Here is a 21319-nt window from a genome sequence, read left to right as displayed (position 1 = left end):
GCGACGGATGCATCGCCGCGAGATAGCGAAGGAGTCGCGTGCGATCGCCTGATTGGCGCGTATTGGCATCGATTGCAAAGCGCGCGACGTTGCGTGGAAGGTCGCTTGATGCCTGGCGCTGGGTATTGGTAAATCGCGTAGCGACGTGTTGCGATGCAGGCTGCGTGCGGAGAGCGATCACAGCGACGCGTCGCTGATTGCCCCATGCAGCCAGCAACGCGTTGGGGCAAGCCGCGGCGCGCTAGTCGTTGGCAGCCGACAAGCTGCGGCCGCGTTCGGTCGCAGCAGCGATTGCCCGTGCTGTCAGCGCTTCGAATCCGCCCGCCTGGAATGTTTCGATGGCCGCTTGCGTGGTGCCGTTGGGCGAGGTCACGCGACCGCGCAGGACCTGCGGTGCTTCGCCCGATTCGGTGAGCATGCGCGATGCGCCCAACAGGGTTTGCAGGACCAGCGTGCGCGCGGTATCGGCCGGCAGTCCTTGCGCCTGTGCTGCCGCTTCCATCGCTTCGGCCAGTAAAAACACATACGCCGGCCCGCTACCGGAAACGGCAGTCACCGCATCCATCTGCGCTTCGTCGTCGATCCACACCGTCACCCCGGCGCTTTCCAGCAATTGGGTTGCCTGCATGCGCTGCGCATCGGAGACGCGTGCGGTGGCATACAGCCCGGTCACGCCGGCGCCGAGCAGTGCGGGGGTGTTGGGCATCGCGCGGACCACCGCCGTATCGCCGCCGCACCAACGCTGCAACTGCGTTGCGGTGATGCCGGCTGCAATCGACAGCAGCAGCGGCTGTTGCGCTTGTGCAAGCGCGGCCAGCTGCGCGCACACGCTTGGCATGACCTGCGGTTTGACCGCCAGCACCCAGGTGGCCGCACCATCGGCCGCGTCGCGCGCGTCTGCGACGGCCTGTACGCCAAAGTCGCGCGACAACCCGGTGCGCAACTCTTCTACCGGCTCGGCGACGCGCAGGCTTGCAGCCGGCACGCCTTGCCGGATCAGCCCGGCGATCAAGCTGCGCGCCATGTTGCCGCCGCCGATAAACGCGATGCGCGCGGCAGTGGTGGATAACGGCGCAGGCGGCGTGGGCAGAGTCATTGCGGTACCTTTAGTAATAGGAATGGATGGCGCGATGCGCGAGGCAGATCAGACGGAGGCGGCGGGCGAGGGCGCGCGCGCGCCGAACAGCGCCGTGCCCACGCGGACCATGGTGGCACCGGCCGCGATCGCTTCGGCGAAGTCTGCGCTCATGCCCATCGACAAGGTGTCCACCTGCCGATGGCGCTGCTGCAGGTGCGCGAACAAGTCCTGCATGCGCGCGAACGCCGCAGCGCGACGTGCCTGGTCCGGGAACGGCGCCGGGATCGCCATCAAGCCGCGCAGTTGCAGTCGCGGTTGTAGTGCGATGGCGTCGGCCAGGCCGTCGATGGCGTCCGGGGCGCATCCGTATTTGCTGTCCTCATCGTCGATATTGACCTGGATCAGCACATTCAACGGCATGCGGTCGTCCGGGCGGTATCGCGCCAGCAGCGGAATCAACTTGGCGCGGTCCACAGTCTGCACCCAGTCGAAACATTGGCTGGCGACGTCGGCCTTGTTGGACTGCAGGTGGCCGATCAGATGCCATTCCAGCCCCAGCCCCAGCCCCAGCTCGCGCAGCGCGGCGATCTTGGCTTGCGCTTCCTGCACATAGTTTTCGCCGAATGCGCGCTGGCCCTGGGCGGCCAATGCGGCGACGGCATCGGCCGGTTTGGTCTTGGACACCGCCAGCAACCGGACGTCGGCACGCGCATGCGTGACTGCTGCGGCATGGATGGCATCGAGAATCTGCTGCAGCGACGAAGCCGGCACGTGGCAATCCAGAACAAGCGGGAGCGCTAGTGTGCCGCCGCCGCTGGCTTCCTTCCAGCACGCCGCGCGCCTTTGCTGGGTTGACGGTGGCAAGCGCGTACCGGCATCGGCGTCGCTGCGGGCTGCGGGCTGCGGGCGCAGCCGCTGGGTGCCCAATCCAGCCTGGCTGGGCCGGACACAGGCAAGCGCCGTGCCTGGGCACGCCCGAAAAACAACGCCTTCAGCCGCATGCGACGCTGCCGACCTGAACCGGCGCCAGGCCGCTTCCCGCCAGCAGCCAGAACGCTATACTGGCAGCCGGGGAGTACCTTCCAATCGCAGCCTAGGGGAAAAGCAGCGCATGGATATCGCTGAACTATTGGCGTTTTCTGTCAAGAACAAGGCATCGGACCTGCACCTGTCTGCAGGGCTGCCGCCGATGATCCGTGTCGATGGCGATGTCCGTCGCATCAATATTCCGGCGTTGGACCATAAGCAGGTGCACGCGCTGGTGTACGACATCATGTCGGACAAGCAGCGGCGCGATTACGAAGAATTCCTCGAGGTCGACTTCTCGTTCGAGATTCCCTCGCTGGCGCGCTTCCGCGTCAACGCGTTCAACCAGAATCGTGGCGCCGGCGCGGTGTTCCGCACCATTCCGTCCGAAGTGCTGACGCTGGAAGACCTGGGCTGCCCGCCGATCTTCCGCCAGCTGATCGACCAGCCGCAGGGCCTGATCCTGGTCACCGGCCCGACCGGTTCGGGCAAGTCGACAACGCTGGCCGGCATGATCGACTACATCAACAAGAACGAATACGGCCACATCCTCACCGTCGAGGATCCGATCGAATTCGTGCACACCTCGCAGAAGTGCCTGATCAATCAGCGCGAAGTGCACCGCGATACGCACGGCTTCAACGAAGCGCTGCGCTCGGCATTGCGCGAAGACCCGGACATCATCCTGGTCGGCGAGTTGCGCGACCTGGAAACCATTCGCCTGGCGCTCACTGCCGCGGAAACCGGCCACTTGGTGTTCGGCACCCTGCACACCAGCTCGGCGGCCAAGACCATCGACCGCATCGTCGACGTGTTCCCGGCCGGCGAAAAGCCGATGGTGCGCTCGATGCTGTCCGAGTCCTTGCGCGCGGTGATTTCGCAGGCATTGCTCAAGAAAGTGGGCGGCGGGCGTACCGCAGCTTGGGAAATCATGGTCGGCACCCCGGCGATCCGTAACCTGATCCGCGAGGACAAGGTGGCGCAGATGTATTCGTCGATCCAGACCGGCCAGCAGTACGGCATGCAGACGCTGGATCAGCATCTGCAGGACCTGGTCAAGCGCAGCCTGATCACGCGCAACCAGGCCCGCGAATACGCCAAGGACAAGCGGATATTCGAGTGATTCGGGAATCGGGAATCGGGAATGGGGAATCGCACGAGCGCGCCCCTGACTGGTTCCGGCTCCTGGCTTGCAGATTTTCCAATTTCCGATTCTCGATTCCCAATTCCCGGCTCCAAGGGAGCACGCCATGAGCACCATCGACTTCACCTCCTTCCTCAAGCTGATGGCGCATCAGAAGGCGTCGGATCTGTTCATCACCTCCGGCATGCCGCCGGCGATCAAGGTGCACGGCAAGATCAGCCCGATCACGCAGACGCCGTTGACCGCGCAGCAGAGCCGCGATCTGGTGTTGAACGTAATGACGCCGTCGCAGCGCGAAGAGTTCGAGAAGACCCACGAGTGCAACTTCGCCATCGGCGTGTCCGGGGTCGGGCGCTTCCGTGTGAGCTGCTTCTATCAGCGCAATCAGGTGGGCATGGTGCTGCGTCGGATCGAGACGCGCATTCCCACCGTCGAAGAGCTGAGCCTGCCGCCGGTGATCAAGACGCTGGCGATGACCAAGCGCGGCATCATCATTTTCGTGGGCGCCACCGGTACCGGTAAGTCGACCTCGCTGGCGGCGATGATCGGTTACCGCAACCAGAATTCCACCGGGCACATCATCACCATCGAAGACCCGATCGAATTCGTGCACAAGCACGAAGGCTGCATCATCACCCAGCGCGAAGTCGGCATCGATACCGATAGCTGGGAAAATGCGCTGAAAAACACCCTGCGCCAGGCGCCGGACGTGATCATGATCGGCGAGGTGCGTACCCGCGAGGGCATGGACCATGCGATCGCCTTTGCCGAAACCGGCCACCTGGTGCTGTGCACGCTGCATGCCAACAATGCCAACCAGGCGATGGACCGCATCATCAACTTCTTCCCGGAAGACCGCCGCAATCAGCTGCTGATGGATCTGTCGCTAAACCTCAAGGGTGTGGTGGCGCAGCAACTGATTCCGACTCCGGATGGGCGCAGCCGCCGTGTGGCGATGGAGATCATGCTCGGCACGCCACTGGTGCAGGACTACATCCGCGACGGCGAGATCCACAAGCTCAAGGAGATCATGAAGGAGTCCACCAACCTGGGCATGCGCACCTTCGACCAGAGCCTGTTCGAGCTGTACCAGGCCGGTGAAATCAGCTACGAAGACGCGCTGCGCCACGCCGACTCGCAGAACGAAGTGCGCCTGCGCATCAAGCTCTCGCAGGGCGGCGATGCCAAGACCTTGTCGCAGGGGATGGATGGCGTGGAGATTGCCGAAGTTCGGTAATTGGTTGTCTGTTGCCGCAGAGCTTGCGCTGGCTGCGGCCAGTGCCTGGTGCGGTGGTTTGTAGTGGTGGATCAAAATGGCGCCCCGCATCGGGCGCCTTTTTTGTAGACGCGATTGCCCTGTGGTAATGCACGCGTCTCGCACTGGAGAGGCGGCATCGCTGCTGTTTCAGATGTAACCAGGGTGGCCGATAGTGTCTAATATCGCACCCCACTGCAGTGCCCAAACCCGTGAGCCTTCCCGATTCCGATCTCCGTCCGGAGCAAGAACCGTTGCCCGACGACGGCACCGTGGTCACCTCCGGGCCGTTGACGCCACCGCCGGATTCGGCGGGAACCACGGCCGACGACCACGCGTACCACCATTCGGTGGCCGAGGACGTGCAGGGCATGGTGCTGGCCACGCTGGTGGCCTCGCTCGGCCTGGCGATCTTCGCCAAGGGCGGGCTGATGATCGGCGGCATGGCCGGTGTCGCCTTCCTGCTGCACTACGCGTTGCATTGGAATTTTGGTCTGGTGTTCGTGCTGGTCAATCTGCCGTTTTACTGGCTGAGCGTGCGCCGCATGGGCTGGGAATTCACCTTGAAGACCTTCGCTGCGGTCGGTGCCTGCGGCGCCTTGACCGATCTGCTGCCGCGCTGGGCTGAGTACGCGCACATCAGCACGGCGTTCGCCGCCATTGCCGGGGGGGCGCTGGCCGGGCTGGGTATCCTGTTCTTCATCCGCCACCGCGGAAGCCTGGGCGGAATCGGCATTCTGGCGGTGTATCTGCAGCGCGAACGCGGCTGGAGCGCAGGCAAGGTGCAGATGAGCTTCGATGCCATGCTGATGCTGGTGGCGTTCGCCATCCTCACGCCCGACAAGGTGCTGTATTCGGCACTGGGTGCGCTGATGCTGAGCCTGGTGCTGATGTTCAATCATCGCCCGCACCGCTACATGGGCGTGTGATCCGTCAGGCGATCTCGTCGCTCCCCACGTAGGAGCGCACCTGGGCGCGATCAAGCTTTACCGATAACCCGTGGTGCCCGGGTTCCACCAGCAATCGGTTTGCAAGTTCAAGCGTTGCATCAGCCCGCGTGCGCCGAAGAGCGCATGCACGTCATCTCGTTATCGAAGTAGCACTGCGCACTGCGCGTTTGAGTGCGCGTGCGTCCATGCGGGCCGGATCGTCCGGTTCCTCGCCATGTGCCTGCCAGGCCTCGATGCAGGTTGCCTCGCGACCCAGCGCAGCGTCGCTATCACTGCTGGCGTAGCGTTGCGCATCGCCATGCAGGCCTGGAGAAACGAAGACAGCGCTGACACTGGGCGTATCGCTATCGCGTGGCAGCTGGCCTGGACAGCATCAAGCAAAGCTCGCAGTCTCGATGGCCACGCTCGGCGGTTATTCCGGCTGCGCAGTCGCGGTTACCACCGCCACGCTGGCTCGCTCGCGTCTTGAATCCAGCGGCAGGGTCGCGACCTGAGTGCCGGGAGCGTCGTACAGCCACAGCGTACAACACCCTTCGGGGGAGGTCAGATAGCTGCTGCGAAAGGCCACAATGCTGGCGCTGTAACACGCCTGGCCGCGCCGCACACGAAAGTCGGCGACATAGTCGAAGGTGTAGTGGCCCGCATCGTGCCAGGGCCATTGATCGGCTTCGTCGGGATCGCCGCTGGTCTGCGCCGGGCAGCGTGCAGCAGGGTCCGGTGCACGCTGCGTGCCGTCCGGTGCGAATGCAAGCTGCTGCAGCTGCGCGTTGACGGCTGCCTGCAGGTGCTGGTGTTGCGCCAGCCAGTGCGATGCCTGTTGTTCTTCGGCGGTGGCACTGGCTGCTTGGCGCGATGGTGTCGCCAGTGTGTGCCGGTAGCGATAGCGCACCTGCAGTACCTGCGTCTCCACGCGTTCGCCGGGCAAGGACAACGGGCGCGATACGGTCAACGTGTCCTGAAAATAATCGCCATCGCGGTAGGCCGCGTAGCTTTTGCCATCGATGCGCAGCCAGTACAAAGCTTGATCGCTGCCGCGGCCGTTGATGCTGAAGCTGCCCGGCGTGCCATCTGCGTCAACTGCAGTGGCGACTGCCGGGCGGAAGCCCTGCGCGCGGTCGTAGCGCAGCACGGAGATGTCGTTGAAGAGCCCGGTGCCGCCGACATACGCATCGTCTATCAGATCGCGCTGACCGTCTTCGTCCAGGTCGGCCAATGTGTAGTGGTGGTTGCCGTTTTCAGCGATGTCGTTCTCTGCACTGGCACTGGTGGCGCGGTAAGCCTGCACTGCCAGCCACTCCGCATCTGTCACACCCACTGGCTGCACGGCTGGGTGGGCTTCGGCATCGTCGCTGTCGTCCGGCCTGCCGAGATCGAAGCTGAGCCCGGTGGTGTCGGCATGGCGCTGCAGCACGGTATCGATCGGGGTGGGGTTGCCGATTGGCTCGGCGACGATTTCGCGACGCAATTGTTCCAGCACCTGCGAGACCGTCGCGGTGGTTGGCGAGGCCGCATGTGCCTGGAAAACCAGCCCGGCATGGGCGACGAGCACGAGCAGGCAGCCGTTGCGTTTCCTTGCTGACACAGGCGATGGCAGCATGCCGAAAGCGTGCCTGCCTCCGTGCCTGAACATCCGCGCGCTCATGCTGCCTGCATCCAGGCCGGTTTGAGTTTGGCGATGCGTTTGAACGCCGGGCATTGCGCGTGATGTGCGCCGGGCAGGTAGCCCAGACTCATCAGGAATTCGCCGGTGATTTCGCCGCCGGTGAAGCGGAACGTCTTCTTGAACAATTTGACCCAGGCCGGCTTATCGAGTGGATGCTGCGCATCCAGCCATTGCGCAAAACTGCCATGCGAACGGCGCAAGGTCTGGATGACCTGCGCGTTGTGGATGGCCGCCAGGATTTTCAGACGGTTGCGGATGATGCCGGCGTCGCTCATCAAGCGCGCAATCTCGGCGTCGCCATACGCCGCGACCGTATCCACATCGAATCGGTCATACGCCTGCTGAAAATTGCCGCGTTTGCGCAGGATGGTTTCCCAACTCAGGCCGGCCTGATTGATTTCCAGCACCAGGCGCTCGAACAGTTCGCGTTCTTCGCGCTGCGGGAACCCATATTCGTGGTCGTGGTAATGCCCGTGCACCGGGTGGCCGGGCGCGATGCTGCAGTAGCCGCTCATGGCTGAGGTTCCGGCCGGATGCCTACTTCGTTGGGGGTGATGTGGATGCGTCGTCCTCCCGGCAGCGCCAGGTCCGGCCAGCGATTGGGCCGCGTCTGTAGCTGACCATTGCGCAGCGCCTGGCTCACTTCGCTCATGGCCGCGCCGTCCAGGGAATAGAGCTTTGCCGTACCGGCTTGATACCATCCACCGCCGTTGCGGGTCTGCAGCTCGCAGGCAACCACATAGTCGGCGCCGAGATTGCACAACAGCACATCGAGCTCGCCGTCGCCATCGAGGTCGCTGCTGCTGACAACGCAGTTGCTGTTGCCCTGCGTGCAGGCGCCCCAGAGCATCTTGGACCGCACCAGGTAGTGCCACCAGTCCGCTGGCGGCTCTGCCTGGCCGGCAGCTACGGTCACGTGCTTGCGGATTTGGGTCAGGTCGGTCAGCTGGTTGTCCTTCTGGTCTTCTACTGTCTCACTGCCTGCCCAGCGGCTGGTGCGTGCCAGTAACTGCTCCAGCTTCTGCTTGCGCTCCGGGCTGCCGGCAAAGGGGGGCGTCGCGCGCAGCGATTGCACGGCCAGATAGCCGCGGCGGCCATTGTCGAAACGCAGAAATTCCAGATTCTGTCGCAGAGTCTCGGGCGTGTCGTTGGCAAGGCGCTGTATCTGGCTCTGCACGGTGATGCGATACGGGTCGAGCAGCGGTGTATTGACCAGCACCGCCAGCCCGATCACCACCCACGACAGCGCCATGTTGCCGCCGGCCAGCTGCGGTAGCCAACGATCGGCGCGCGGCCGCAGCACCGCGAACGCGTAGGCCATGGCATATGCCAGCGCCAGCGCAGCCAGCAAGGCCGCGCAGACGCGTTCGCTGGTCCAGCCGTGTTGCGCAATGCGCAGGCCCACCGCGTAGGCGGCCAGCGCCGCGTGCAGCGGCAGGCTGAGCAACCCGGCCTCGATCATCCGGCGCAACCAGCGCGGATACGGCGGCAGCCCGCTGCCATCCTGATACACCGCGTTGGTAAACAGCACCAGCCCGAACACCAGGCTCAGCAGGATCGACGCCGCCGAACGGGTCTGCCAGAGCGCCTGCAGCCCGGTAAACGGCAGCACCAGCAGGAACAGCAGCGCGATGCCGGCCAGCAGCGGGAGCAGCCCGGTGCAGAGGGCGAACAGGATCTGCCGCATCACCTGCACCGCGCGGTGCTGGGTGCGCCCGATCAGGATGCCCAGCCCGGTGATGGCGCCGGTCGCCAGGTAGGCGAACGCCTGTTCGTGGAACAGTTCGGCAAAAAACCTGATCTTGACCAGCGCGAACAGGCTGGCCCATAGCCCCAGCACCATCCAGCACACGCCCACGAACAGCAGCGCCAGTGCCAGGGTCAGGCCGTTCTGCCAGGCGTGTTCGAACAGGTTGCGGTAGCCGGCCCGCCAATGGCCGTGCAGCTGCCGATGTTGCATCCAGGGCAGCGCGACGAACCAGCCGACCGTGATGGTGAAGCCGAACGGACCAAGGACCCGCGCGACCTGCAGGGCCGGCGCGCCAGTGCTGCTCCACGCCGCCCAGCTGCCCAGGGCGGCCAATACCAGCGTGCTTGCCGCCACGTGCTGCCACAGGCGCCAGTCGCGAAGATCCTGCACGCTCAGCAGTACCAGGCTGGGCACGATCGCCACAACGGTGTACCAGCAGATTCGGGCGCCCAGTTCGGTGAAGGGCCACACGCCATGTTGTTGTCCCGCTGCGGCCAGGTACAGCAGGCAGCCCTGCAAGAGCGCCACCAGTACGATCAAGACGCGGGTCTGGCGGGGCAGTGGCGCGTCGGAGCGCGCGGGTACGGTTCCAGGTATAGGCAGCATCGTCGGTCCTTGGCATGCAATAGGCGGCAAGTATGGCAGTGGCTCTGCGCGCGGCGGAACGAACGGCTAGAATGCGGCCATGTCTGTTTTGCCCACGCCTCTGGCCAACCAACTGCTGATCGCGCTCCCGGCGCTGTCCGATCCCACCTTTTCGCGCAGCGTCGCGCTGATTTGTCAGCACGACGAAAACGGCGCGATGGGCGTGCTGGTCAACCGGCCGTCCGAGTACACATTGGGCGAAGTGCTGTCGCAAATGGGCATCGACACCGACGATGCGCAGCTGCGCGAGCAGATCGTGCTCAGTGGCGGGCCGGTGCACCCGGAGCGCGGCTTCGTCATTCATGACGATGCGCGCGAATGGGATTCCAGCCTGGAAGTGGGGCAGGGCGTATTTCTGACCACCTCGCGCGACATCCTCGAAGCCATGGCCGCCGGCAAAGGCCCGCGCAATGCGCTGGTGGCACTGGGCTGCGCCGGCTGGGGCGCGGGCCAACTGGAGTTCGAATTGGGCGAGAACAGCTGGCTGACCGCACCGTCGGACGCCAATGTGTTGTTCGACACCGCGCTGGAAGATCGCTGGCAGACCGCTGCCGGGCGCATCGGTGTGGACCTGTTTCGGCTCACGGATTATTCCGGGCATGCCTGAGGCGGGCGCACTCCGCCCCGATGGCACGGTGCTGGGCTTCGACGTAGGGTCGCGCCGGATCGGTGTGGCGGTCGGTGCCGCGCTGGGTGCCGGTGCGCGTGCGGTCGCGGTCATCAATGTGCATGCCAACGGCCCGGACTGGGTAGCGCTGGATCGCGTGCACAAGGAATGGCGACCAAATGGCTTGGTGGTCGGCGACCCGCTCACCCTGGACGACAAAGACCAACCTGCCCGCAAACGCGCGCATGCCTTCGCCCGGCAATTGCGCGAACGCTATGCGCTGCCGGTCGTGCTGATCGACGAACGCTCCAGTTCGGTCGAAGCCGCGCAGCGGTTTGCGCGCGAACGCGCCGATGGGCGCAAGCGCCGCCGCGATGCCGACGCACTGGACGCCATGGCGGCGGCCGTGATCGTCGAACGCTGGCTGGCTGCGCCCGATCAAGCCACTCTTCTCCCTTGATTCCCGACCTGCGATGACCACCATGCAACTCGATTCGGACGGACGCCTGCGTCACCTGCTCACCCTGGAAGGACTGCCGCGCACCACGTTGCTGCAACTGCTCGACCGTGCCGGCCAGATCCGCGATGCCGCGGTCGGCCGGGTCGGCAAGCGCAGCGTGCTGGCCGGCACTGCGGTGTGCACGCTGTTTTTTGAACCGTCCACGCGCACGCGCAGTTCATTCCATCTCGCCGCGCAGCGCTTGGGTGCGGACGTGCTCAATTTCGACGCGTCCACCTCCTCCACCCGCAAGGGCGAGACCGCGCGCGACACCTTGAAGAATCTCGAAGCGATGGGCGTGCGTGGGTTTGTCGTGCGCCACCCGGATGACGGTGCGGTGGAAGCGCTGGCCGCTGCCGCAGGCGAGGGCACCGCATTGATCAACGCTGGCGATGGCCGCAGTTCGCATCCCACCCAGGGCTTGCTCGACATGCTGACCCTGCGCCAGGCCAAGGGCACCGATTTTTCCAAGCTCAAGGTCGTGATCGTCGGCGACGTGAAGCACTCGCGTGTGGCGCGCTCGGACCTGCATGCACTGCGTACGCTGGGCGCAGGCGAGATCCGCGTGTGCGGCCCGGCCAGCCTGCTGCCCGATGACGACATGCTGGACGGCTGCGTGGTCGGCCAGGATTTCGACGCCATGCTGGAAGGTGCGGACGCCCTGATGATGCTGCGCTTGCAACGCGAGCGCATGGAAGAAGGCCTGGTGCCGTCGCTGGAGCAATATCACAGCGACTACGGGCTGACCCGCGAGCGTCTGGCGCGCGCCGGTCGCGATGCCGCGGTGCTGCATCCGGGCCCGATCAACCGCGGCGTGGAAATCACCGACGAGGTCGCCGACGGCGCGCAATCGTGCGTGTTGCGTCAGGTCGCCAACGGTGTCGCCGTGCGCATGGCGGTGCTGGAAACCCTGCTGGGCTGATTGCCCGCACGTTCGCTCGCAGGCACCGCGCGAGCGCAGTGCCTGCGAAAGATCCACCGAACACTGAACACCGGGCGCAGCGACAGCCGTCGCAGCGCCCGCTTTTTTCCTGCACGCAGGCATGCATCCCGGCACCGTCCTGTCTTCGAACATGTGCGCCTGTCAGCAACGCTACGCAGTCACCAGCCGCGCATGGCCGATCATCCGAATCGAACTCCACCGTAACCATGCAGCGCCTCCTTCGCGATGCATATCGTTGCCGCTGCTCGTCGCTTGTCTTGAGTCGCCGCCAACCTGACGTTAGCCGCGCGACACAAATGCGTGTGGCAGTGCAAGCTCTTGCGATTCCCCATTCCCGATTCCCGATTCCCGCAACAAGCACCAAGCGCTAACACCCGCTCGCCTAAGGTGGCGGTCTTTTCAATCGCAGGAGATCGCAATGGGTATTTCGCGTCACGCCACCGCTCACTGGGAAGGCGACCTCAAGACCGGCAAGGGTCAGCTCAGCACGCCGCAGAGCGGCTTGATGGACAACACCCGCTACGCCTTCAGTAGCCGTTTCGGCGACGAGAAGGGCACCAATCCAGAAGAACTCATCGCTGCCGCGCACGCGGGCTGCTTCACCATGGCGCTGTCGGCGCAGCTGACCGAAGCCGGCTTTCCGCCGACCTCGCTGGACACCCGTGCAGACGTCGATCTGTCGATGGAAGGCGGCCCGCAGCTGTCGCAGATCCGTCTGAAGCTCAAGGCGGTGGTGCCGGGGATCGACGAAGCCAAGTTCCGCGAGCTGGCCGATACCGCCAAGAAGAATTGCCCGGTATCCAAGGCACTGAGCGCCGTGCCGATCAGTCTGGACAGCGAATTTTCCAACTGATGCGTGTCAAGGCTGCGGAGCGTCGGCGGACCATGCCGGCGCGCGCAGCTGGCGGCAACCTGAATAGGCCTTTGTAAGGCCTGTTCGGTTCAGGGCGGTTTCACCGCAACAAGCCGAGCATCGGCAACGTGTCCTCCCTGTGAAGCTGCCGCAATGAAAACTCTTGTGCTTGGTGCTCTGGTAATGGGTCTGGCCGTAGCGGGCAATGCAACGGCGCAGCGCTACGACAGCGGCTACCGCGACAATGGTCGTGGCAGCTACGAGGACGGTCGTTACGAATACGCACGCGTCGTACGCGTGGACCCGATCATCGTGTCCGACTCCTACAACGAACGCAGCAGCGAGCGCTGCTACAACCGTCCGTCCGATGGCTACTACACCAGCAATGATGGCTACTCCCGCGATGGCGGCAGCTACGGCTCGCCCAATGCCTCCAACCGTGGCGTTGCCAGCGTCATCGGCGGTATCGCCGGTGCGGTGCTCGGCAGTCAGGTCGGTGGCGGTAACGGACGTCTGGTCGGCACTGCCGTCGGCACCATGGCCGGCGTCGCGGCGGGCCGCTCGATCTACGAGGCCAATCACCGCACCTATCAAGGCAACGTCAGCGTTTGCGAACCTGTGTCGTACCGCACCTCGCGCGAGCGTGTGGATGGCTACGACGTGACGTACGAATATGCGGGCCGCACTTACCACACGCGCAGCGATTACAACCCAGGCGACCGGATCCGGGTGCGCGTGGATGTCCGCCCTGACTGATTGATTACGTGTGGGTTGTTCGTAAAAAAAACGCTGCGGGAAACCGCAGCGTTTTTTTATCTTGCGAGAGCTGCGGCAGGTGAGCGTTTGCTGCTAGTGCTCGATGGCACGTCGCATCGGGCAGACTGCAACTGTTTCTGAGTTTGATCGCCGAACGCAGGTGCGCCGTGCGTTGGATGGTGATCGGGCCGAGTTCGCAGCGCGGAAAATTTTTATGGGTTCTTTGCCTGTGAACCGCACGCATCAAGCTTGGCGAACACCAACATGGCGGCCGCGCTCAGCCCCAGTCCAAGGTCCCGCGAATCACCGTCTGCACCTGGCCGCCGGACCACACGTCGCCGTTGTTGTCGATGCGCAGTTCCAGCAAGGCATCGAAGCCGATTTCGCGGCCCTGACTGACCACGTAGCGCCGCTCCTTGCCGGGCAGTGCGTGGCGGCTGTCCAGCCAGGCCGCGAGCACGGCATTGGCCGCACCGGACGCGGCGTCTTCAAAACGCCGGCCATTGCCCACAAAGGCGCGCACCGCCAGATCGTAGCTGCCGGCCTGAGCGGCACGCGCGTAGGCGAATACGCCCATGCTGCCGGTGGATTCGGCCAATGCGGCGATCGCGTCCCAGCTTGGCTGCAGGCTGCGCAATGCCGCTTCGCTGGCCAGCTCCACGACCCACCAGGTGCGGCCGCCATCCATCAACGCGGGCGGCAGGGCGCCGAGCGACCAGCCGTGCAGTGCATCGCGCAGACGCGGGTCGTCCGCGTCCACCTGTTCGGTGACGCGGGCGCGCGGCGTGCGGATGGCGATGCTGCGGTGACCATCGATCTGCTCCACGCGCAGCGGCAACTGGCCGGCAATGCCGTCCTGCACCAGCAGGCCTTCGTCTGGCGCGGCCAGCCCGGCGTCGAGCACCGCATGCGCCGTGCCCACGCTGGGGTGGCCGGCGAAGGGAACCTCTTTTTGCGGCGAAAACATCCGTAGCCGGTAGCTGCTGTGCGCATCGGCTGCGGGAAACACAAAGGTGGTTTCCGGCAACTTGGTCCAGCGGGCGATCGCCTGCATCGCCGCATCGTCCAGACCCTGCGCATCCAGCACCACTGCCAGCGGATTGCCGCTGCCGGGGCGGGCGGAGAACACATCCAGTTGCAGGAAACGGCGGGTGGTCATGGTGGCGGATCCGCGAACAGGGCGCGGCAGCTTACCAATCGATGCGGCCGTCGATCACCTGCAGCGTCGTTCCGCCAATCCAGACTTCGCCTGCATCATCCACTTCCATCTGGATGCGGCCATCGCGGCCCACCTCGCGGCCCTGGCTGGCGACATAACGCGACGCCTCGCCGGGCAGGCGGTTCTCGCCATGCAGGCGTGCGGCAATGCAGGCATTGGCGCTACCGGTGACCGGATCTTCGGGGATGCCGTCGCCGGGGCAGAACGCGCGCACCACCAGATCTGCGTCGCCGTCCTGCACAGCTGCATAAATCGCCAGCCCGGTGGCCGCGCTGGCCTGGGTCAGGCGGGCAATTGCGGCAAGATCCGGCGCGGCCTGGCGTACCGCCGCGGCGTCGGCCAGCTCCAGCAGCCACCAGTTCGGGCCGTTGTTCCAGAGTTCTGCAGGATGCTGTGCCACCTGCAATCCGGCGCTAGCTGCCTGCACTGCCGCCGCGTGGGTGTCCCCGGTTGCGATGATGTGCGCGCGTGGCGCGCGCAGCCGCACCTGCAAGGTGCCGTGGCGGTCGAACACGTCCACCGGCAGCACGCCGGCCGCGCATTGCTGGTGCAGCCGGCCATCGGCCTTGTATGCGGTCAGCCCGTGCGTTGCGGCGGCCCACGCCGCGCCGACGCTGGGGTGGCCGGCAAACGGCAGTTCCGCGCGCGGGGTGAAAATGCGGATGTGATAGTCGGCATCCGGCACGCTGACCGGCACAAAAAAGATCGTCTCCGACAGGTTCAGCCATGCGGCGATCTGCTGCATCTGCTCAGTGGACAGCGCGCCCGCGTCGAACACCACGCCCAGCGGGTTGCCGGAGCCGGTGCGGCTGGCGAAGACATCCAGTTGTAGGTAGCGGTGCTTGCTCATGCGCGGTGCGATCTCGGTGGTAGGAACATTGCAGATGGTTGCAGCGCAAACCGTTGTCGCGATGAAGAGCGGCGCTGCGGAGTGCGACCGCACGCGGGGTCAGAGGCGCGCCATTGGCAGTAGAATCGGAGGTTCCGCCCGGCATCCCGGCTTCTTTCCCCCATCATAAACGCCTACTCCATGTCAGCTCCCCACTCTACCGATCGTTGGATCGTCCTCAAGTTCGGCGGCACCTCGGTGTCGCGTCGTCATCGCTGGGACACGATTGGAAAACTGGCGAGCAAACGGGCGAACGAAACCGGCGGCCGCGTGCTGGTGGTGGTGTCCGCGCTCTCGGGCGTGACCAACGAACTCACCGCCATCGCCGATGGTGCTGCCGACAGCGCACAGCGCGTGGCCGCGCTGGAACATCGCCACCGCGAGTTTCTGACCGAGCTTGAGCTCGATGCCGATGCGGTCCTCGGCGAGCGGCTGGCCGCCTTGCATGCCCTGGTTGCCGATGCGCGCGCTGCAACGCGCACGCTCGATTGGCAGGCTGAGGTGCTGGGGCAGGGCGAATTGCTGTCTTCCACCATCGGTGCGGCGTATCTGCATGCCAGCGGCCTGGATATGGGCTGGCTGGACGCACGGCAGTGGTTGTCGGCATTGCCGCCGCAGCCCAATCAGAGCGAATGGTCCAAGCGCTTGTCGGTGTCGTGCCAGTGGCAGTCCGATGCGGACTGGCGCACGCGCTTCGATGCGCAGCCCACGCGCTTGCTGATCACCCAAGGGTTCATTTCGCGGCACGCCGATGGCGGTACTGCCATTCTGGGCCGCGGCGGCTCGGATACATCGGCGGCGTACTTCGGTGCGCTGCTCGGTGCCAGCCGCGTGGAAATCTGGACCGATGTGCCCGGCATGTTCAGCGCCAACCCGAAGGAAGTGCCGGACGCGCGCCTGCTGACCCGTTTGGACTATTACGAAGCGCAGGAAATTGCCACCACCGGCGCCAAGGTGCTGCATCCACGCTCGATCAAGCCGTGCCGCGATTCCGGCGTGCCGATGGCGATCCTGGATACCGAGCGCCCGGAGTTGCCCGGCACCAGCATCGACGGCAATGCCGAGCCGGTGCTGGGCGTCAAGGCGATCAGCCGCCGCAACGGCATCGTGCTGGTGTCGATGGAAGGCATCGGCATGTGGCAGCAGGTGGGCTTCTTGGCCGACGTGTTTACCTTGTTCAAGAAGCATGGGTTGTCGGTGGACTTGATCGGCTCGGCCGAAACCAACGTCACCGTGTCGCTGGACCCGTCCGAGAATCTGGTCAACACCGATGTGCTGGCGGCGTTGTCGGCGGACTTGTCGCAGATCTGCAAGGTCAAGATTATTGTTCCTTGCGCGGCGATCACCCTGGTCGGCCGTGGCATGCGCTCGCTGCTGCACAAACTGTCGGACGTGTGGGCCACGTTCGGGCAGGAACGTGTGCACATGATTTCGCAGTCGTCCAACGACTTGAACCTGACCTTCGTCATCGACGAAGCCGACGCCGACGGCCTGTTGCCGATTTTGCATGCCGAGTTGATCGACAGCGGCGCAATGCCGGTGAGCGAAGGCGAGGTGTTCGGCCCGCGCTGGCGCGAGATCATCGGCTCGGTGCGTCCGCGTGCCACGCCGTGGTGGCATGCCGAGCGTACGCATCTGTTGGCGCTGTCCAAGGCCGGCACGCCGCGCTATGCGTACCACCTGCCCACCGTGCGTGCGCGTGCGCATGCGCTGGCGCAGATCGCGGCGGTGGATCAACGCTATTACGCAATCAAGGCCAATGCGCATCCGGCCATTTTGATCGCGTTGGAGCAGGCCGGTTTCGGGCTGGAATGCGTGTCGCATGGCGAATTGCGCCGTGTGTTCCAGACCCTGCCGGAGCTGTCGCCGCGCCGCGTGCTGTTCACCCCGAGCTTTGCGCCCAAAGCCGAATACGAGGCCGCATTTGCATTGGGCGTGACCGTCACCGTGGACAACGTCGAAGCGTTGCGCAATTGGCCGGAGGTATTTCGCGGCCGCAATGTCTGGCTGCGGATCGACCTGGGGCATGGCGATGGCCATCACGAGAAGGTCAACACCGGCGGCAAGGCGTCCAAGTTCGGCCTGTCGTCCACGCGTGTGGACGAGTTCGTTGAAGTCGCGCGCACGCTGGAAGTCACCATCACCGGTGTGCATGCGCACCTGGGCAGTGGCGTGGAGACCGGCGAGCACTGGCGCATGATGTACGACGAACTGGCCGGCTTCGCGCGCCGCATCGGCACGGTGGAAACCATCGATATCGGCGGCGGTCTGCCGATTCCGTACAGCGCCGAAGACGAGCCGTTCGATCTGGACGTATGGGCCAAGGGGCTGGCCGAGGTCAAGGCGGTGCATCCGGGCTACCGCCTGGCGATCGAGCCGGGCCGTTATCTGGTGGCCGAAGCCGGCGTGTTGCTGGCCAGCGTCACCCAGGTGATCGAAAAGGATGGCGTGCAGCGCGTAGGGCTGGATGCGGGCATGAACACCTTGATCCGCCCGGCGCTCTACGACGCCTGGCACGACATCGAAAACCTCAGCCGGCTCGATGCCGTGGCCGATGGCGGTTTCGATATCGTCGGCCCGATCTGCGAGTCGTCGGACGTGTTCGGCAAGCGCCGCCGTCTGCCGTCTGCCACCGCGTCCGGCGATGTAGTGCTGGTGGCCGATGCCGGTGCGTACGGCTATTCGATGGCCAGCACCTACAACCAGCGCGAACTGCCGCGCGAAGAGGTGATCGATGCGCCCGCTGGCTGAGTTCGTCTTGCTCAGCACCGTGGCCGGTGGCGTGGCGATGGTGTTTTCCACCGCCATCGACATGGCCGGCCAGCGGGTGCAGTGGACCGATAGCCTGAAGTGGGTGCTGCCGGCGCTGGTCGCGGCGGGCGTTGGCGCATGGAGCGCGGCGTTCTGGCAGCGTCGCCGCGACAGGCGAGCGACCGCGTCCGCGCAGCATGCCGGTGGCATGGCATTGCGCACGGTGGTGTTGAGCGCGCTCAGCTATCTGCCGGCGCTGCTGCTGTATCTGCTGGTGGCATTGGCGGTCACTGGCGATGCGCGGGTGATTGGCTCGCAAGTGCTGCTGCTGTTGTTCGTCATCGGCTGCCTGCCGCTGCTGTGGGCTGCGGTGCCGTTTTCCATGATTGAATATGCCCTGTGCCGACGCTATCTGCGTCGGCAACGGGTTCTTGCAGGTAGTCCATGAGCGCTTTCGACAAACACCAGATCTCCACCTTCCGTTTCGTGCGCTGCGCACTCGACGTGCAGACCGGCGTGGCGACGCTGGTGTATGCCTTCGACCAGGGCCCGGAACTGGTGGAAACCGTTGCCGTGCCCGGCGCGCCGTTTGTGCTGGATGGCGCGCGTGCCGCTGCCGTGCAACAGGCCTTGCAGCTGCTACATCTCATTGCGGGCGTGAGTTACTACAAGGCCGCGGTGCCGCCGACCATCGTCATCGACAGCTACAGCATCGATGCCGACACCGTCGCGCTGGTGGAAAGCGTGTATCTGCACGGCTTGGGCGAATTCGCCTACCGCAATGGCTTGAACCTGCACGGCAAGATCACCTTTCCGGTGGCTGCGCCGGCAACTGCGCAAGCGCCTGCGTTGGGCCTGCGCGAGCATGCATTGGTGGCCATCGGTGGCGGCAAGGATTCGCTGGTCAGCATCGAAGCATTACGGCATGCCGGTATCGCGCAGACCGTCAGCTGGATCGGCGGCTCGCAACTGATCCGCGCCTGTGCCGAGCGCACCGGCCTGCCGGTGCTCAACGTCGGCCGCGTGCTGGCACCGGAGTTGTTCGAGCTCAACCGCCAGGGTGCGTGGAACGGGCATATCCCGGTGACGGCTGTGAACTCGGCCATCCTGGTGTTGTCGGCGCTGCTGACCGGCGTGGACCAAGTGGTGTTCTCCAACGAACGCTCGGCCAGCTACGGCAGCCAGATTCCCGGCACCGGCGAGGTCAATCACCAGTGGTCCAAGGGCTGGGCATTCGAGCAGGCGTTTGGCGCGTATGTGCAGCGTCACGTGGCGGCCGATCTGCGTTACTACTCGCTGCTGCGGCCGCTGTCTGAGCTGGCGGTGGCGCGGCAATTTGCCAAGACCGATCACTACGACGCGCATTTTTCCAGCTGCAATCGTAACTTTCACATCATGGGCGAGCGCCCGGTGCACCGCTGGTGCGGCGTGTGCCCCAAATGCCATTTCGTGTTTCTGGCGCTGGCGCCGTTCATGCCCAAGACGCGTCTGGTCAGGATCTTCGGGCGCAATCTGCTCGACGATGCCAGCCAGGCCGGCGGCTACGATGCGCTGCTGGAATTTCAGGACCACAAGCCATTCGAATGCGTGGGCGAAGGCCGCGAATCGCGTGCGGCGATGGCGCTGCTGGCAACGCGCGCGGAGTGGAAGGAAGACGCGTTGGTGAAGCGTTTCATCCGCGAGATCCAGCCGCAGCTGGATGCGCAGGACCTGCAGCTGGAAGCGCTGATGGCCATCGATGGCGAGCACCGTATTCCTTCGGCGCTGTGGGAGCGCGTGCGTGCGAATTTCTCAGCTTGAGGGCAGGGCGGTTGCATTGTGGGGGTGGGGGCGCGAGGGGCGCGCTGCCTATCGCGCGCTGCGCAGTGCATTGCCCACGCAACCGCTGACCGTCTTTTGCAACGCCGAAGAAGCGCGTGAGCTGGATGCATTGGCCGATGCGGCGTTGCAGGTGGAAACCGACGCCAGCGCGCAGGCGCTGGGCCGCTTCGAGGTTGTGGTGAAGTCGCCGGGCATCAGTCCGTATCGCGCCGAAGCACTCACTGCCGCTGCTGCGCACGGCACGCAGTTCATCGGCGGCACCGCGTTGTGGTTTGCCGAACACGCGCAGGCCGACGGCGATGTGTCCGGCACCATCTGCGTGACCGGCACCAAGGGCAAGAGCACCACCACCGCATTGCTGGCGCACCTGTTGCGCAGTGCCGGGCATCGCACCGCCCTGGTCGGCAATATCGGCCAACCGTTGCTGGAAGTGCTGGCACCGCAACCGCCGCCGGCGTACTGGGCGATCGAGTTGTCCAGCTACCAGACCGGCGAGGTCGGGCGCAGCGGCGCGCGACCGCAACTGGCCGTGGTCTTGAACCTGTTTCCCGAACATCTGGACTGGCATGGCGACGAGGCGCGCTATGTGCGCGACAAGCTCTCGCTGGTGACCGAAGGGCGGCCGCGGATCGCCTTGCTCAACGCTGCCGATCCGCTATTGCGCGGGTTGCAGCTGCCAGACAGCGAGGTGCGCTGGTTCAATCATGCCGATGGCTGGCATCTGCGCGGCGAGGTGGTGTATCGCGGCGAGCAGGCCATCTTCGATACCGCCAACGTGCCGCTGCCTGGCGAGCACAATCGTCGCAATCTGTGCGCGGTGCTGGCTGCAATCGAAGCGTTGGGCCTGGATGCCGCAGCGCTGGCACCGGCAGCGCTAAGCTTTCGTCCGTTGCCCAATCGCCTGCAGCTACTCGGCAGCGTGGACGGCATCAGCTACGTCAACGATTCGATCAGCACGACGCCGCATGCCTCGTTGGCCGCGTTGGCCTGTTTTGCGCAGCGGCGCGTCGCCTTGCTGGTCGGCGGGCATGACCGCGGGCTGGATTGGCAGGAGTTTGCCGCGCAGATGGCGCAGCAGGCGCCGCTGGAAATCGTCACCATGGGCGCCAACGGCCCGCGTATCCATGCGCTGCTGGAACCACTGGCCGCCAACGGCCGCTTCGGGCTGCACGCCGCCACCGATCTGGAACACGCCATGCAACTGGCACGCGATGCGCTGGGTGCGCAGGGCGGTGTGGTGCTGCTGTCGCCGGGCTCGCCCAGCTTCGGTGCATACCGCGATTACGTTGCACGCGGCCGGCATTTCGCGCAATTGGCCGGATTCGACCCGGCGGCGATCAGTGCCATCCCCGGGCTGGGCGTGCAGTAAGGCCTCTGACTGTCACGCCATCGCGCGCGCGATCGGCTCAACGCAGAGGAGCAGGGCCACGAGAGCGTGCGGACACGCTATCGCCTCTGCGGCGGACAGAA

At 65.1% G+C, this 21319-nt stretch carries 19 protein-coding genes; 12 read left to right on the top strand and 7 right to left on the bottom strand.

Features of this window, described 5'->3' with window-relative positions; all coding sequences use genetic code 11:
• Nucleotides 1-241: 241 nt before the first annotated feature.
• A complete protein-coding gene (gene proC, locus ABQU90_RS07460; protein ID WP_323521303.1) occupies nucleotides 242-1096 on the bottom strand; it encodes a pyrroline-5-carboxylate reductase in 855 nt (284 codons plus the stop codon).
• Nucleotides 1097-1144: 48 nt separating this feature from the next.
• On the bottom strand, nucleotides 1145-1849 hold the full coding sequence (locus ABQU90_RS07455; RefSeq protein WP_323521302.1) for a YggS family pyridoxal phosphate-dependent enzyme: 705 nt from the start codon (nucleotides 1847-1849) through the stop codon (nucleotides 1145-1147).
• Nucleotides 1850-2189: 340 nt separating this feature from the next.
• On the opposite strand from ABQU90_RS07455, the gene ABQU90_RS07450 reads away from it, so the two are divergent.
• The 3 genes from ABQU90_RS07450 (at nucleotide 2190) to ABQU90_RS07440 (ending at nucleotide 5432) form a co-directional block, all read left to right on the top strand.
• Nucleotides 2190-3227: a type IV pilus twitching motility protein PilT gene (locus tag ABQU90_RS07450; protein WP_006448885.1), complete on the top strand. Its 1038-nt coding sequence runs from the start codon at nucleotides 2190-2192 to the stop codon at nucleotides 3225-3227.
• Nucleotides 3228-3354: 127 nt separating this feature from the next.
• On the top strand, nucleotides 3355-4485 hold the full coding sequence (locus ABQU90_RS07445; protein WP_055849678.1) for a PilT/PilU family type 4a pilus ATPase: 1131 nt from the start codon (nucleotides 3355-3357) through the stop codon (nucleotides 4483-4485).
• Between the two features lie 272 nt (nucleotides 4486-4757).
• Nucleotides 4758-5432: a DUF6198 family protein gene (locus tag ABQU90_RS07440; protein WP_055849681.1), complete on the top strand. Its 675-nt coding sequence runs from the start codon at nucleotides 4758-4760 to the stop codon at nucleotides 5430-5432.
• Nucleotides 5433-5865: 433 nt separating this feature from the next.
• Here the strand turns inward: ABQU90_RS07440 and ABQU90_RS07435 are convergent, their stop codons facing one another.
• From ABQU90_RS07435 to ABQU90_RS07425, 3 genes are all read right to left on the bottom strand, one after another.
• Complete coding sequence (locus ABQU90_RS07435) at nucleotides 5866-7002, bottom strand: hypothetical protein (RefSeq protein ID WP_323521301.1); 1137 nt, start codon at nucleotides 7000-7002, stop codon at nucleotides 5866-5868.
• Nucleotides 7003-7091: 89 nt separating this feature from the next.
• Nucleotides 7092-7631, bottom strand: coding sequence for a DNA-3-methyladenine glycosylase I (locus ABQU90_RS07430; RefSeq protein WP_323521300.1), 540 nt, complete (start codon nucleotides 7629-7631; stop codon nucleotides 7092-7094).
• Nucleotides 7628-9472: a DUF4153 domain-containing protein gene (locus ABQU90_RS07425; protein ID WP_323521299.1), complete on the bottom strand. Its 1845-nt coding sequence runs from the start codon at nucleotides 9470-9472 to the stop codon at nucleotides 7628-7630. Before ABQU90_RS07425 ends, ABQU90_RS07430 begins: the two co-directional genes overlap by 4 nt.
• Nucleotides 9473-9551: 79 nt before the next feature.
• Here ABQU90_RS07425 and ABQU90_RS07420 point away from each other — a divergent pair, with 79 nt between their 5' ends.
• The 5 genes from ABQU90_RS07420 to ABQU90_RS07400 all read left to right on the top strand — a co-directional run bounded on the left by ABQU90_RS07420 (nucleotide 9552) and on the right by ABQU90_RS07400 (nucleotide 13169).
• Nucleotides 9552-10118 carry a YqgE/AlgH family protein gene (locus tag ABQU90_RS07420; protein ID WP_055849691.1) on the top strand — a complete coding sequence of 189 codons (567 nt, stop codon included), beginning with the start codon at nucleotides 9552-9554 and terminating at the stop codon, nucleotides 10116-10118.
• Nucleotides 10111-10578: a Holliday junction resolvase RuvX gene (gene ruvX / locus ABQU90_RS07415; protein WP_323521298.1), complete on the top strand. Its 468-nt coding sequence runs from the start codon at nucleotides 10111-10113 to the stop codon at nucleotides 10576-10578. Before ABQU90_RS07420 ends, ruvX begins: the two co-directional genes overlap by 8 nt.
• Before the next feature lie 13 nt (nucleotides 10579-10591).
• Nucleotides 10592-11539: an aspartate carbamoyltransferase catalytic subunit gene (locus ABQU90_RS07410; protein ID WP_055849696.1), complete on the top strand. Its 948-nt coding sequence runs from the start codon at nucleotides 10592-10594 to the stop codon at nucleotides 11537-11539.
• A gap of 439 nt (nucleotides 11540-11978) precedes the next feature.
• Nucleotides 11979-12413, top strand: coding sequence for an OsmC family protein (locus ABQU90_RS07405; RefSeq protein ID WP_323518567.1), 435 nt, complete (start codon nucleotides 11979-11981; stop codon nucleotides 12411-12413).
• A gap of 153 nt (nucleotides 12414-12566) precedes the next feature.
• A complete protein-coding gene (locus tag ABQU90_RS07400; RefSeq protein ID WP_323518566.1) occupies nucleotides 12567-13169 on the top strand; it encodes a glycine zipper 2TM domain-containing protein in 603 nt (200 codons plus the stop codon).
• Nucleotides 13170-13446: 277 nt separating this feature from the next.
• Here ABQU90_RS07400 and ABQU90_RS07395 read toward each other — a convergent pair whose 3' ends face one another.
• Together ABQU90_RS07395 and ABQU90_RS07390 are read right to left on the bottom strand one after the other, a co-directional pair.
• The gene (locus ABQU90_RS07395) at nucleotides 13447-14328 is read right to left on the bottom strand and encodes a PhzF family phenazine biosynthesis protein (protein WP_115562533.1); all 882 of its coding nucleotides are present in this window, start codon (nucleotides 14326-14328) and stop codon (nucleotides 13447-13449) included.
• Between the two features lie 31 nt (nucleotides 14329-14359).
• Nucleotides 14360-15238 carry a PhzF family phenazine biosynthesis protein gene (locus tag ABQU90_RS07390; protein WP_323521297.1) on the bottom strand — a complete coding sequence of 293 codons (879 nt, stop codon included), beginning with the start codon at nucleotides 15236-15238 and terminating at the stop codon, nucleotides 14360-14362.
• Nucleotides 15239-15418: 180 nt separating this feature from the next.
• Between ABQU90_RS07390 and ABQU90_RS07385 the strand changes: the two genes are divergently transcribed.
• From ABQU90_RS07385 to murD, 4 genes are read left to right on the top strand one after another with little or no spacing between them, the layout of a single operon-like run.
• Nucleotides 15419-18028 carry a bifunctional aspartate kinase/diaminopimelate decarboxylase gene (locus ABQU90_RS07385; protein ID WP_323521296.1) on the top strand — a complete coding sequence of 870 codons (2610 nt, stop codon included), beginning with the start codon at nucleotides 15419-15421 and terminating at the stop codon, nucleotides 18026-18028.
• Nucleotides 18012-18476, top strand: a complete 465-nt coding sequence (locus tag ABQU90_RS07380) for a hypothetical protein (protein ID WP_323521295.1) — start codon at nucleotides 18012-18014, stop codon at nucleotides 18474-18476. The genes ABQU90_RS07385 and ABQU90_RS07380 overlap by 17 nt, the downstream gene beginning before the upstream one ends.
• Nucleotides 18473-19828, top strand: coding sequence for a UDP-N-acetyl-alpha-D-muramoyl-L-alanyl-L-glutamate epimerase (gene murL / locus ABQU90_RS07375; RefSeq protein WP_323521294.1), 1356 nt, complete (start codon nucleotides 18473-18475; stop codon nucleotides 19826-19828). Before ABQU90_RS07380 ends, murL begins: the two co-directional genes overlap by 4 nt.
• Entirely contained in the window at nucleotides 19809-21218 is a 1410-nt protein-coding gene (gene murD / locus ABQU90_RS07370) for a UDP-N-acetylmuramoyl-L-alanine--D-glutamate ligase (RefSeq protein WP_323521293.1), read from the top strand. Before murL ends, murD begins: the two co-directional genes overlap by 20 nt.
• Nucleotides 21219-21319: the final 101 nt, after the last annotated feature.

It is taken from the genome of Xanthomonas sp. WHRI 10207, assembly GCF_040202975.1.
In the GTDB taxonomy this organism is placed as follows: Bacteria; Pseudomonadota; Gammaproteobacteria; order Xanthomonadales; family Xanthomonadaceae; genus Xanthomonas.
This window is presented reverse-complemented; position numbering and strand designations above follow the sequence as displayed.

What these genes read in the sequence shown, in the direction of transcription:
- proC (WP_323521303.1), bottom strand. Translation starts at nt 1,096, where the DNA reads ATGACTCTGCCCACGCCGCCTGCGCCGTTATCCACCACTGCCGCGCGC.
- ABQU90_RS07450 (WP_006448885.1), top strand. Translation starts at nt 2,190, where the DNA reads ATGGATATCGCTGAACTATTGGCGTTTTCTGTCAAGAACAAGGCATCG.
- ABQU90_RS07445 (WP_055849678.1), top strand. Translation starts at nt 3,355, where the DNA reads ATGAGCACCATCGACTTCACCTCCTTCCTCAAGCTGATGGCGCATCAG.
- ABQU90_RS07430 (WP_323521300.1), bottom strand. Translation starts at nt 7,631, where the DNA reads ATGAGCGGCTACTGCAGCATCGCGCCCGGCCACCCGGTGCACGGGCAT.
- ABQU90_RS07425 (WP_323521299.1), bottom strand. Translation starts at nt 9,472, where the DNA reads ATGCTGCCTATACCTGGAACCGTACCCGCGCGCTCCGACGCGCCACTG.
- ABQU90_RS07420 (WP_055849691.1), top strand. Translation starts at nt 9,552, where the DNA reads ATGTCTGTTTTGCCCACGCCTCTGGCCAACCAACTGCTGATCGCGCTC.
- ruvX (WP_323521298.1), top strand. Translation starts at nt 10,111, where the DNA reads ATGCCTGAGGCGGGCGCACTCCGCCCCGATGGCACGGTGCTGGGCTTC.
- ABQU90_RS07410 (WP_055849696.1), top strand. Translation starts at nt 10,592, where the DNA reads ATGACCACCATGCAACTCGATTCGGACGGACGCCTGCGTCACCTGCTC.
- ABQU90_RS07405 (WP_323518567.1), top strand. Translation starts at nt 11,979, where the DNA reads ATGGGTATTTCGCGTCACGCCACCGCTCACTGGGAAGGCGACCTCAAG.
- ABQU90_RS07400 (WP_323518566.1), top strand. Translation starts at nt 12,567, where the DNA reads ATGAAAACTCTTGTGCTTGGTGCTCTGGTAATGGGTCTGGCCGTAGCG.
- ABQU90_RS07395 (WP_115562533.1), bottom strand. Translation starts at nt 14,328, where the DNA reads ATGACCACCCGCCGTTTCCTGCAACTGGATGTGTTCTCCGCCCGCCCC.
- ABQU90_RS07390 (WP_323521297.1), bottom strand. Translation starts at nt 15,238, where the DNA reads ATGAGCAAGCACCGCTACCTACAACTGGATGTCTTCGCCAGCCGCACC.
- ABQU90_RS07385 (WP_323521296.1), top strand. Translation starts at nt 15,419, where the DNA reads ATGTCAGCTCCCCACTCTACCGATCGTTGGATCGTCCTCAAGTTCGGC.
- ABQU90_RS07380 (WP_323521295.1), top strand. Translation starts at nt 18,012, where the DNA reads ATGCGCCCGCTGGCTGAGTTCGTCTTGCTCAGCACCGTGGCCGGTGGC.
- murL (WP_323521294.1), top strand. Translation starts at nt 18,473, where the DNA reads ATGAGCGCTTTCGACAAACACCAGATCTCCACCTTCCGTTTCGTGCGC.